General features: G+C 43.6%; 6 protein-coding genes and 6 pseudogenes. All 12 read left to right on the forward strand.

Going from position 1 to position 12,334, the window contains the following annotated elements:
* Positions 1–2,575: pseudogene (locus tag JCM19055_RS20580) on the forward strand (PolC-type DNA polymerase III); the annotation flags it as partial.
* 163 nt (positions 2,576–2,738) lie between these two features.
* Positions 2,739–3,208, forward strand: a pseudogene (rimP, locus tag JCM19055_RS20585) (ribosome maturation factor RimP).
* A gap of 35 nt (positions 3,209–3,243) precedes the next feature.
* Positions 3,244–4,379: pseudogene (nusA, locus tag JCM19055_RS20590) on the forward strand (transcription termination factor NusA).
* Positions 4,376–4,648: an RNase P modulator RnpM gene (gene rnpM, locus JCM19055_RS20595; protein ID WP_042361120.1), complete on the forward strand. Its 273-nt coding sequence runs from the start codon at positions 4,376–4,378 to the stop codon at positions 4,646–4,648. Before nusA ends, rnpM begins: the two are co-directional and overlap by 4 nt.
* Entirely contained in the window at positions 4,645–4,947 is a 303-nt protein-coding gene (locus tag JCM19055_RS20600) for a ribosomal L7Ae/L30e/S12e/Gadd45 family protein (RefSeq protein ID WP_042361121.1), read from the forward strand. Before rnpM ends, JCM19055_RS20600 begins: the two co-directional genes overlap by 4 nt.
* Positions 4,948–4,969: 22 nt before the next feature.
* Positions 4,970–7,085, forward strand: a pseudogene (gene infB, locus JCM19055_RS20610) (translation initiation factor IF-2).
* A complete protein-coding gene (locus tag JCM19055_RS20615) occupies positions 7,082–7,357 on the forward strand; it encodes a DUF503 domain-containing protein (protein ID WP_042361125.1) in 276 nt (91 codons plus the stop codon). Before infB ends, JCM19055_RS20615 begins: the two are co-directional and overlap by 4 nt.
* A gap of 31 nt (positions 7,358–7,388) precedes the next feature.
* Entirely contained in the window at positions 7,389–7,736 is a 348-nt protein-coding gene (gene rbfA / locus JCM19055_RS20620) for a 30S ribosome-binding factor RbfA (RefSeq protein ID WP_042361126.1), read from the forward strand.
* Between the two features lie 7 nt (positions 7,737–7,743).
* On the forward strand, positions 7,744–8,655 hold the full coding sequence (truB, locus tag JCM19055_RS20625) for a tRNA pseudouridine(55) synthase TruB (RefSeq protein WP_042361127.1): 912 nt from the start codon (positions 7,744–7,746) through the stop codon (positions 8,653–8,655).
* Positions 8,656–8,673: 18 nt separating this feature from the next.
* Positions 8,674–9,620, forward strand: a pseudogene (gene ribF / locus JCM19055_RS20630) (riboflavin biosynthesis protein RibF).
* A gap of 144 nt (positions 9,621–9,764) precedes the next feature.
* Positions 9,765–10,034, forward strand: coding sequence for a 30S ribosomal protein S15 (gene rpsO / locus JCM19055_RS20635; protein WP_042361128.1), 270 nt, complete (start codon positions 9,765–9,767; stop codon positions 10,032–10,034).
* 85 nt (positions 10,035–10,119) lie between these two features.
* Positions 10,120–12,245 (forward strand): annotated as a pseudogene (locus JCM19055_RS20640) (polyribonucleotide nucleotidyltransferase).
* Positions 12,246–12,334: the final 89 nt, after the last annotated feature.

The raw sequence follows: 12,334 nt of genomic DNA on the forward strand, positions 1-12,334 counted from the left end.
AAAGCTTGCAAAGGACGCTCAAGAAAAAGAGATTGATTATCACAATCAGTTGAATGACAACATGGGTCAAGGTGATTTTTATAAAAACCGACCGTCACACGTGACGATCCACGTATTAAATCAAACCGGTTTAAAGAATTTGTACAAGCTCGTTTCACTTTCGCACATGCATTACTTCCACCGCACTCCGAGAATTCCCCGTTCTAAATTAAAGCAACACCGAGAGGATTATTTATCGGTTCTGGATGTGAGAAAGGCGAAGTGTTTGAGACCGCGATGCAAAAGTCACTTGAAGAGGCGGAGAAGGTCGCGCAGTTTTATGATTACATCGAAATCCAACCACCTGCGTTGTACATGCACCTCGTCGAAAAAGAAATCATTCGCACAGAAGCGCAGTTGTATGATGTGTTGCGTAAAGTGCACAGTCTCGGAGAAAAGTTGGATAAGCCGGTCATTGCAACGGGCAACGTTCATTACTTGGAACCGAGAGATTCGGTGTACCGCAAAATTTTAATCGGTTCTCAAGGCGGTGCGAACCCCCTTAACAACCAAACGTTACCGAGAGCGCATTTTAGAACGACGAATGAAATGCTAGAAGAACTTTCGTTTTTAGGTGAAGAAGCTGCGAAGCGAGCCGTCATCGTCGAGCCGAACAACCTCGTTGATCTTGCAGATGATGTTCAGCCAATTCCGAGCGAGCTGTATACACCGACAATTGAAGGTGCCGAAGATGAAATGCGTGACATTACGTACGGCAAGGCGAAAGAAATCTATGGTGAAGAGTTGCCTGAAATTGTTGAAGCGCGACTTAAGAAAGAACTCGATAGCATTATCGGACACGGTTTTGCGGTCATCTATTTAATTTCCCAAAAGCTCGTAAAGCGTTCGCTTGAAGATGGTTACCTTGTAGGTTCAAGGGGTTCAGTCGGATCATCGTTCGTTGCAACGATGTCAGAGATTACAGAAGTGAACCCATTACCGCCGCATTACGTCTGTCCGAAATGTACGCATTCGATCTTCTTTGATGACGGTTCAGTCGCATCTGGGTACGACTTACCGAAAAAAGAGTGTGAGAAATGCGGAGCGAATTACGACCGTGATGGGCAAGATATTCCATTTGAGACGTTCCTCGGATTTAAAGGAGATAAAGTTCCCGATATTGACTTGAACTTCTCAGGAGAGTATCAACCACGGGCACATGCGTATACACGGGACTTGTTCGGTGAAGAAAATGTCTATCGTGCCGGTACAATCGGTACCGTAGCGGAAAAGACCGCTTACGGCTACGTTCGCGGATACCAAAACGATCACGGCCTTTATTATCGTGGTGCAGAAGTTGATCGACTCGTTTCAGGCTGTACAGGAGTTAAGCGAACGACAGGACAGCACCCAGGTGGAATTATCGTCGTTCCTGAAGAATACGATGTGCATGATTTTAGCCCAGTTCAATTCCCTGCAGATGACAAAAATGCGACGTGGAAGACGACGCACTTTGATTTCCATTCCATTCATGATAACTTGTTAAAACTCGATATACTCGGTCACGATGATCCGACCGTTATTCGTATGTTGCAAGACTTAAGCGGGATGGATCCAAAGGACATTCCACTTGATGACAAAGAAGTTATGAAAATCTTTGAAGGCCCAGAAGTGTTAGGCGTTACGAAAGATCAAATTATGTGTAAGACGGGGACGTACGGAATCCCTGAGTTTGGAACACGCTTCGTTCGTCAAATGCTTGAAGAAACAAAGCCGAAGACATTCTCAGAACTACTGCAAATCTCAGGTCTTTCACACGGCGCAGACGTGTGGCTAGGAAATGCTGAAGAGTTAATCCGTGACGGCATTTGTGAGTTAAAAGACGTTATTGGTCTTCGTGATAACATTATGGTAAACCTGATCTACAAAGGGCTTGAGCCCGGTCTTGCCTTTAAGATTACCGAGTTCGTACGTAAAGGAAAAGGGTTGCAAGAAGAGTGGATTGAAGAGATGCGAAAGCATGACGTGCCAGAGTGGTACATTAACTCTTGTTTAAAGATTAAGTACATGTTCCCGAAAGCCCATGCTGCGGCCTACGTACTCATGGCAGTACGTATTGCCTATTTCAAAGTTCATCATCCGATTCTTTTTTTACGCAGCGTATTTCAGCGTACGAGCGAGTGATTTTGAAATTGACACGATGCAAAAAGGCGGAGCTGCAATTCGAGCGCGAATTGAAGAAATTAACGCCAAAGGTTTTGACGCATCGCCTAAAGAGAAAAACTTAGTTACCGTGCTAGAACTTGCCCTTGAAATGTGTGAACGTGGTTTTGAATTTAAAGATGTTGACTTGTATCGCTCTGAAGCGACGGCATTCCTCGTAGAAGACGATGGGTTGATTCCACCGTTTGGCGCACTTGAAGGTGTCGGTGCAAATGCTGCCAAGTCCATTGTTGAAGCACGAGTAGACGGCGAGTTTCTTTCTAAAGAAGATCTTCAACAACGAAGCAAAGCGACCAAAACGGTCATCGAACACCTCGATCAAAGCGGAGCGCTTGAAGGCTTGCCAGATTCTAACCAGCTGTCACTGTTCTAATCCGTAACCCTTAGGCATTTGCAATGTCTGGGAATATGTGCTATCGTTATTATCGGTGACAAACGGATAAGTTTTTATGAAAGAGTGGGGCTTCCCCACTCTTTCTTGTATGTAATAAGTCGATTCCGATAAAGTAATGATTGTCGCAGCAAGGAGGGAAACGATGTCACAAAACATTCAAACCGCCGTTTCAGAAATTACCGAACCGATCCTTCAAGAACTTGGAATGGAACTCGTTGATATCGAGTACAAAAAAAGAAGGTAAAAACTGGTTTTTACGTTTGTTCATCGACCATCCAGACGGAATTGGACTCGATGAATGTAGCCTCGTGAGTGAGCGAGTGAGCGAAGCGTTAGACCGTGAAGATCCAATTGAAGGATTTTATTATTTAGAAGTAAGCTCGCCAGGTGCTGAACGACCGCTCAAAAAAAGACAAAGACTTTGTCGAGGCGGTTGGCAAAAACGTTTACGTAAAAACGTATGAGCAACTGGACGGTCAAAAGGAATTCGAAGGCAATTTGACAAGCTATGAAAATGAAACATTAACAATTGCGATTCGTGTGAAGGCACAAGCGAAAACGATCACGATTCCACGAGAAAAAATTGCTACTGCAAGGCTATCTGTACTCTAAGCCGTAGTACTACTTGAAGGGGGATATGTACCGTTATGAACAGCGACTTTCTAGATGCTTTAACGACGCTAGAAGAAGATAAAGGCATCGAAAAGGAAATCGTGTTAGAAGCGATAGAAGCAGCACTTATTTCTGCATATAAACGTAATTTTAGCCAAGCTCCAAATGTCCGTGTTGACATTAACCGAGACAATGGTGAGATTAAAGTTTTTGCAAGAAAGCAAGTCGTTGAAGAAGTGTTTGATCCAAGACTTGAAATTTCAATTGAGTCAGCAAAGGAAATTCGTGTTTCCTACGATTTAGATGACATCGTTGAAATTGAAGTAACACCGAAGGACTTCGGTCGTATTGCGGCCCAAACCGCAAAACAAGTCGTCACACAACGTGTGCGTGAAGCAGAGAGAAGCATCATCTATTCTGATTTCATTGACCGTGAAGAAGATATTATGACAGGGATTGTTCAACGCCAAGACCACCGTTTTATTTACGTTGACCTTGGGAAAGTTGAAGCGATCTTGCCTCAAAATGAGCAAATGCCAAATGAGGAATACAAACACAACGACCGAATTAAGTCGTATATTACGAAAGTAGAAAAAAACGACTAAAGGTCCACAAATTATGATTTCAAGAACACATCCAGGTCTTCTAAAGCGTTTGTTTGAATTAGAAGTTCCAGAGATTTATGATGGAACTGTAGAGATTCGTTCCGTCGCTCGTGAAGCAGGAGATCGTTCTAAGATTTCAGTGTTTGCACAAGACCCAGAAGTTGATCCTGTCGGTTCGTGTGTCGGCCCAAGAGGTGGACGTGTTCAGACGATCGTAAACGAACTTAAAGGCGAGAAGATCGATATCGTTGAATACTCAGAGAGCCCGGTTAATTACGTAGGTAACGCATTAAGTCCATCAAAAGTGCTTGATGTTCAAGTGAATGAAGAGGAAAAAAAGCACACTCGTCATCGTGCCAGACTACCAACTTTCACTTGCGATCGGTAAGCGTGGACAAAACGCACGTCTAGCAGCGAAGCTAACAGGCTGGAAAATTGACATTAAGTCTCAATCAGAAGCAGAAGAACTTGGTATTTACGATCCGAGTACGGCTCGTGTTCCTGGAGAGTCTGTGGATGAAGAGTCTGAAGTCGTCGGTCACGTTGAGGAGCAAGAAGAAGAATGAAGCAACGCAAAGTCCCGATGCGCAAATGCATCGTCTCCAATGAGATGAAGCCAAAGATAGAATTAACACGCATCGTGCGTGACAGTGACGGTCACGTTTCTGTTGACCTTACGGGCAAAAAAAATGGTCGAGGTGCTTATATTACGAATGACCATGAAAGTTTTAAGAAGTTAAAAGATAAGGATTTATTATCTCGTCATTTAAAAGTGAAGATCACAACAGAAGATTACGAGCGATTAATTGAAGAAAGTGGAGGGAACGATTCATGACCGATGAAGCTTTTTATCGCTTTTTAGGGTTGTGTATGCGTGCTGGTAAACTTGTCAGTGGGGAAGATACCGTTCTTCGACTCGTTCGTGATCGCAAAGTCGATTTAGTACTCATCTCAAACGATGCGTCTAACAATACAGAGAAATTGTTTCATGCGAAGTGTCAATCATACAACACACCGATTAAAACAGCAGGAACAAGAGAACATCTAGGTAGAGCAATCGGAAAGCAGGAGAGGGTTGTACTTGGCATAACAGACAAAGGGTTCGCCAAAAAAACTGACATCGATGATCGATGATTAGAAGCTGGAGGTTATGTCTATGCCGAAAATGCGAGTATATGAATACGCTAAAACCGTTAATAAGTCCAGTAAAGATATTGTCAACGCCTTAAAGGCCAAAAATATAGAAGTTAACAACCATATGTCCGTGATTGATGATCATGCCATCAAACAGCTAGAGAGTGAATCAGCGGAGAGTAAGGATGGGAGTATGCAGAAAAAAAGATAATCAGCAAGGGCAATCTGCCAATGCAAAGAAACCAGCGAAGAAAGTGGATAACTCTACGAGAAATCGTAAGCAATCACCACAACAAAACCAACGTCCACCACATTTAAGAGGTAACCGTGGACCAGGTAGACGTGGAAAGAGCAAGAAGAATCGTCCGAAAGAAATGGCTAAGACGCCAGACAAAATCAAGATTTCAGGTAGTTTATCTGTTGCTGAACTCGCTGAAAAGCTAAGAAAAGAATCAGCGGAAATCATTAAGAAGCTTATGGGTATGGGCGTAATGGCGACAAAGAACGAAGAGCTTGACGTCACGACAATCCAACTCCTTTGTGAAGACTTCGGTGTTGAAGTTGAAGAAGAAGAAATCGTCGATGTCCTTGATATGGATCTGTACGAAGAAGAAGACGCACCAGCTGACTTAGGCGTTCGTCCTCCAGTCGTAACAATTATGGGACACGTTGACCACGGTAAAACGACGCTTCTTGATGCGATTCGTAAAACGAAAGTAACGGACACTGAAGCAGGTGGAATTACGCAGCACATCGGTGCATACCAAGTTGAAGACAACGGCAAGAAAGTAACGTTCCTCGATACACCTGGTCACGCCGCATTTACGACGATGCGTGCGCGTGGTGCACAAGTAACTGACATTACGATTCTCGTTGTTGCAGCAGATGATGGTGTTATGCCACAAACGGTTGAAGCACTTAACCACGCTAAAGCAGCGGAAGTGCCAATTATCGTAGCGGTTAACAAAATGGATAAAGAAAACGCCAATCCTGATCGCGTTATGCAAGAGTTAACAGAGCATCAGCTCGTTCCTGAAGCATGGGGTGGAGAAACGATTTTCGTTAACGTTTCTGCCGTTAAAGGCGAAGGCATTGACGAATTGTTGAGATGATTCTACTCGTTTCTGAAGTAGAGGAATTTAAAGCCAACCCTGATAAGCGTGCGCAAGGTACAGTCGTTGAGGCTGAACTTGACAAAGGACGTGGACCGGTTGCTACGTTGCTCGTTCAAAACGGTACGATGAACGTCGGTGACCCGATCGTTGTCGGTAACACATTCGGTCGAATTCGTGCGATGGTCAACGACTTAGGACGTCGCGTGAAAACTGCTGGCCCTTCTACACCAGTAGAAATTACAGGACTAAGTGATGTGCCTCAAGCAGGAGATCAATTCCTCGTCTTTGAAGATGAGAAAAAAAGCTCGCCAAGTCGGTGAAGGCCGTCAAGCAAGAGCAAAAGAAGCTGAACGTAAACAGTCTTCTAAAGTTAGCCTTGATGATCTGTTTAATCAGATCCAAGAAGGGGAACTTAAAGAAATCAACGTCATCATTAAAGCCGACGTTCAAGGTTCTGCTGAAGCAGTTAAAGGCTCATTAGAGAAGATTGACGTTGAAGGTGTGAAAGTAAACATCATTCATACAGCAGTTGGTGCAATTTCAGAGTCTGACGTTATTTTAGCATCGGCTTCAAACGCAATTATCGTCGGATTTAACGTTCGCCCAGATGTGAACGCGAAACGTACAGCTGATTCTGAGAAAGTAGACGTTCGTCTTCACCGTGTGATTTATGACGCAATCGAAGAGATTGAGTCAGCGATGAAGGGAATGCTTGATCCAGAGTTCGAAGAAAAAGTACTCGGGCAAGTGGAAGTTCGTCAAACGTTTAAAGTATCGAAAATCGGTACAATTGCCGGAAGTTACGTTCTCGAAGGAAAAATCACTCGTGATAGTAGCGTTCGTGTAATTCGTGACGGTGTGATCGTTTACGACGGTAAAGTTGATGTATTAAAACGTTTCAAAGATGATGTTAAAGAAGTTGCAACAAACTACGAATGTGGGGTTACACTTGAGAACTTTAACGATGTCAAAGAAGGCGACATCATTGAGCCTTACAAGATGGTTGAAGTTCCAAGAACGTGATAGGCGTCATTCATCTTGAATGCTCGTTGCCAGACTCACATTCTCTAAAAGAGAAACGATCGGTGTTACAAAGCATTCTTACGCGAGCAAGAAAGCGCAATTTGTCTGTATCCGAAATGGATAAACAAGATGCATGGCAACGTACGGTGTTGTCTGCAGCTTGTGTGAGCAATGATAAAACCGTCATTGAGAAAGAATTGCGTTTGCTAGAAAACATGATTGAGATGCACGAAGATATTGAGTGCATCTCAATATCGTTTGAATGGTTATAACACCTAATCGAATAACGATTGAGGTGGAAGTATGAGTCAAATGCGTGCACAACGTGTCGGTGAACAAATGAAAAAAGAGTTAAGCGACATCTTAATGCGAGGCGTCAAAGACCCACGCGTACAATTTGTTACCGTAACAGGTGTAGACGTAACGGGTGACTTACAACAAGCAACCGTTTATGTCACCGTATTAGGTTCAGATGAAGAGAAAAGCCAGGCGCTAGCCGCATTGAAAAAGGCGAAAGGGTTTGTTCGTTCTGAAATTGGCAAGCGAATTCAGCTACGTAAAACGCCTGAGCTTGACTTTGAATTTGATGAGTCGATTGCCTACGGTAATCGCATTGAAGAGCTATTGAAAGATATAGATAAAGGGGATTAGTACGCCTATGCAAAGCGGAATATTACCTTTGTACAAGCCAGCAGGCCATACGTCACACGATATGGTCGTTAAAGCTCGGAAATGGCTACAAACAAAAGAAGTCGGTCACACAGGAACGCTTGATCCTGCTGTGACTGGCGTTTTGCTTCTATGCATTGGAAGAGCGACAAAGCTCGTTCCAATGTTAATGGAGCGCCCGAAAGCTTATGAAGGTATTGTGTCACTCGGAGCAACAACGACGACTGAAGATGCTGAAGGCGAGATTCTTGACAAGGTCGAGCTTCACGACACGCCAACAGAAGAAGCCGTCGATCACGTTTTGAAGCAATTCAACGGCGAGATTACACAAATTCCTCCGATGTATTCGGCTGTAAAAGTAAAAGGAAAGCGCTTATACGAATACGCACGAGAAGGTATTGAAGTTGAAAGGCCGAAACGTCAAGTGACGATTTACGATGCAAAGCGTACGGGAGAGATTAGCCTAAACGGAACATCTGCACACTTTCCAATCTCTGTAATGTGTTCAAAAGGTACGTACATACGAACGTTTGCAGTTGATGTCGGGCAGGCGCTTGGGTTTCCGGCACACTTGCATTCTTTAACACGGACGATGAGCGCCGGAGTTAAAGACTCTCAATGTGTAACGGCGGAGCAAATGGAGGCAGCTTCTCTTGAAGAGCGGATGTCTTATCTTCTACCCATCAGTGAAACGCTTCAACATCTTCCACATATGGAATTAAGTGACACGCTGTTTAACTTGGTGAAAAACGGTGCGGTGCTTGATGAATCGGATGTATCGGTTCCGTTTGAGCAAAAGCTTGTGTTTACGTACCAAGGCACACTCGTTGCGATCTACGAGCATCATCCGAACAAACCTTCGAAGATGAAACCAAATGTAATGTTACGAAGACCTTCTTAAAAAGAAAGAGTGACGCGTATGCAAATCCATTACCTAACAAAAGGGCGAAGTGAAGAAGAACGTAACGACAACCCTGCGGTTAGCGTTGCGCTTGGATATTTTGATGGTGTTCATCAAGGGCATCAACGAGTCATTCAAGAAGCGAAAACAAAAGCAAAAGAACGAGGCGTCGAAAGTGCGGTGCTTACGTTTCACCCTCACCCAAAAACGGTACTCGGAAACAACCCTGTCGATGTATACGATGAGATTACCCCGCTTGAACAGAAGATCAAAGCGATCGATCAGTCGGTGTTGATCATGTGTTTGTTGTCACGTTTGACCGAGAACTTTCGAGTTTAACTCCTCAACAATTTGTCGATACTTATCTTATTCCAATTCATGCTGTGCACGTTGTCGCGGGTTTTGATTATTCCTATGGCAAGTTCGGCAAAGGTTCTATGGAAACAATGCCAGAGCATAGCAAAGGACGCTTTACGACGTCTGTCGTAGAGAAATGGGAACAAGAAGGTGAGAAAGTAAGTTCGACTCGCATTCGTCAAGCGATTAAAGACGGTCAGATGAGGCTTGCACAATCGTTACTCACGAGACCGTATCAAATCGATGGGAAAGTTATACGCGGAGACCAACGTGGACGCGAACTCGGCTTTCCAACTGCGAATCTCTCATTAGACGTACCGTTCATTACGCCAAGTACTGGTGTTTACGTTGTAGATGCGGTCGTTAAAGGTCGTGTGTACCCTGCGTTATGCAATGTCGGCTACCTACCAACGTTCTTTGATGATCGTACAGAAGTGAGTATTGAAGTGTACTTGCTCGACTTTGACGGAGATCTGTATGAGGAGACGATGATCGTCCAATTTTATGAGAAGCTTCGAGATGACGTGAAGTTCTCATCAGCGGATGCACTCGTTGCCCAAATGAAAGATGATGAAAAAAAAGCGTTAGAATACTTTAAAATCAGCTGAATCTCTTGCATTTTTGTTTGAAAACAGGTATTCTATCACATGTAGTCTGTCACTTAGATGAGACGACACACCTTATTCTTGGCAAGTACGCTCCACCGGCGATTTGCGAGGACTAAGGATATAGAAGAAAAGGAGGTGGAAAGGATGGCACTAAGTCTAGAGCGTAAACAACAAATCGTTGAGGAGTTCAAAACTCACGATACGGACACTGGTTCACCAGAAGTTCAAATCGCTATCCTAACTGAGCAAATTAACGAGTTAAACGATCACTTACGTACACACAAGAAAGATCACCACTCACGTCGTGGTCTCTTGAAGATGGTTGGTAAGCGTCGTAACTTACTCACGTATTTGCGTAACAAAGATGTCACGCGTTACCGTGAGATCATTCAAAAGCTAGGATTACGTCGTTAACGAGAAAAGCGGGGATATTTCCCGCTTTTTTTAAAATCTATAAGATATGTAACTAAATTCGTTTTAAAGGAGGGAACCGTTTTTTATGACAGGTGAACCCCAAACATTTTCACTCACCGTCGGTGGGCGTGAAATGTCATTTGAGATTGGTAAATTTGCAAAGCAAGCAAGTGGAGCAGTGCTCGTACGTTATGGTGATAGCGCCGTTTTAACAGCAGCAACAGGCTCTAAAGAACCAAAAGACCTTCCATTTTTCCCACTAACGGTTAATTATGAAGAGCGTTTGTACGCAGCAGGTAAGATCCCAGGAGGTTTCATTAAGCGTGAAGGCCGCCCATCTGAACATGCGGTGCTTACAAGTCGTTTGATTGACCGTCCAATTCGTCCTCTATTCCCAGATGGATTCCGTAATGATGTACAAGTTATTAACACCGTAATGAGTGCAGACCCAGATGCGTCATCTGAGATGGCTGCTATGATTGGTTCTTCACTTGCACTAGGAATTTCAGACATTCCGTTTGCAGGTCCAATTGCAGGTGTACAGATTGGATTAATTGATGGTGAATTTGTCGTCAATCCAACACATGAACAGTCGAAAGAAAGCATTATGGATTTAACGGTTGCAGGTACGAAGGAAGCATCAACATGGTTGAAGCCGGAGCAGACGAAGTGTCAGAAGAGAAAATGCTAGAAGCAATTCTTTTCGGTCACGAAGAAATCAAAGCGATTATCGCTGTCCAAGAAGACATCATTGCCCAAGTCGGCAAAGAGAAAATGGACGTCGTTTTAGCAACGGTTAACCAAGATATTGAAGCACAAGTTCGTGCACTATCTGAAGGTAAACTTAAAGATGCTGTACTTGTTAAAGAGAAGCATGAACGAGAAGCAGCTCTTAAAGTCGTTGAAGCAGACATTCTTGAGCAATATGAAGATGAAGAGTTGCACGGAGATGTAAAAGAAATTTTACATAAGCTAACGAAAGAAGAATTCAGAAGGCTGATCACGAAAGAAAAGATTCGTCCAGACGGTCGTGGCCCTGAAGAAATTCGTCCGCTAGCTTCAGAAGTACAACTTCTTCCGAGAACGCACGGTTCAGGTCTTTTTACTCGTGGACAAACACAAGCGATGAGCGTTTGTACGCTCGGTGCATTAGGTGAAGTTCAAATTATTGATGGATTGGGACAAGAAGAATCGAAACGTTTCATGCATCATTACAACTTCCCGCAATTTAGTGTCGGAGAAACTGGACCAATTCGTGCACCTGGTCGTCGTGAAATTGGACACGGAGCACTTGGAGAACGTGCATTAGAACGCGTGATTCCAGATGAGCAATCGTTCCCGTACACAATTCGCCTCGTATCTGAAGTGTTAGAGTCAAACGGTTCAACGTCTCAAGCAAGTATTTGTGCAAGTACACTTGCGATGATGGATGCCGGTGTACCGATTAAAGCTCCAGTTGCAGGGATTGCAATGGGCCTTGTCAAAGAAGATGACTATGTAACCGTGCTCACTGACATTCAAGGAATGGAAGATGCACTTGGGGACATGGACTTTAAAGTTGCCGGTACAGGTGAAGGAATTACCGCTCTTCAGATGGACATGAAGATTTCAGGTATTAACCGCGACATTCTTGTTGAAGCATTAGAGCAAGCAAGAAAAGCAAGGTTACACATCTTAAACAGCATGCTTGATGTCATCCAGACATCTCGTCCTGAGCTATCTGCTTATGCGCCGAAGATTATGACGATGTCAATTAAGCCAGACAAGATTCGTGATGTGATTGGACCGAGTGGTAAAGTGATTAATCAAATCATCGAAGACACTGGTGTTAAGATTGACATTGAACAAGACGGTACAGTGTACATTTCTTCTACAGATGCTACTGAAAACGAAGCTGCGAAGCGTCTTATTGAAGACATCGTTCGTGAAGTTGAAGTTGGAGAAATTTACAACGGTAAAGTTAAACGCATCGAGAAATTTGGCGCGTTTGTTGAGCTATTCAAAGGCAAAGATGGTCTCGTTCACATTTCACAGCTTGCAAAAGAGCGTGTAAATAAAGTCGAAGACATCGTCAAAATTGGGGATCGACTTGAAGTGAAAGTTACGGAAATTGATAACCAAGGCCGTGTGAACCTTTCTCATAAAGTTCTTCTGAAAGATGAAGAAAAAGAAGAAACAAAAGAGAAGCCGGTTGAAAATAAAAGCGAATAACTGAAAAACTTGGTCCACTACCAAGTTTTTTTTATTTTCCTTGCGCGAATGAGCGCATACATAAGAACGATTAATTCCAGTCATTCTCG

This window comes from Geomicrobium sp. JCM 19055 (assembly GCF_000698185.1).
Classification (GTDB): domain Bacteria; phylum Bacillota; class Bacilli; order Bacillales; family Marinococcaceae; genus Geomicrobium_A; species Geomicrobium_A sediminis.

Coding starts and splice junctions, on each gene's coding strand:
- rnpM (WP_042361120.1), top strand. CDS start 4,376: ATGAAGCAACGCAAAGTCCCGATGCGCAAATGCATCGTCTCCAATGAG.
- JCM19055_RS20600 (WP_042361121.1), top strand. CDS start 4,645: ATGACCGATGAAGCTTTTTATCGCTTTTTAGGGTTGTGTATGCGTGCT.
- rbfA (WP_042361126.1), top strand. CDS start 7,389: ATGAGTCAAATGCGTGCACAACGTGTCGGTGAACAAATGAAAAAAGAG.
- truB (WP_042361127.1), top strand. CDS start 7,744: ATGCAAAGCGGAATATTACCTTTGTACAAGCCAGCAGGCCATACGTCA.
- rpsO (WP_042361128.1), top strand. CDS start 9,765: ATGGCACTAAGTCTAGAGCGTAAACAACAAATCGTTGAGGAGTTCAAA.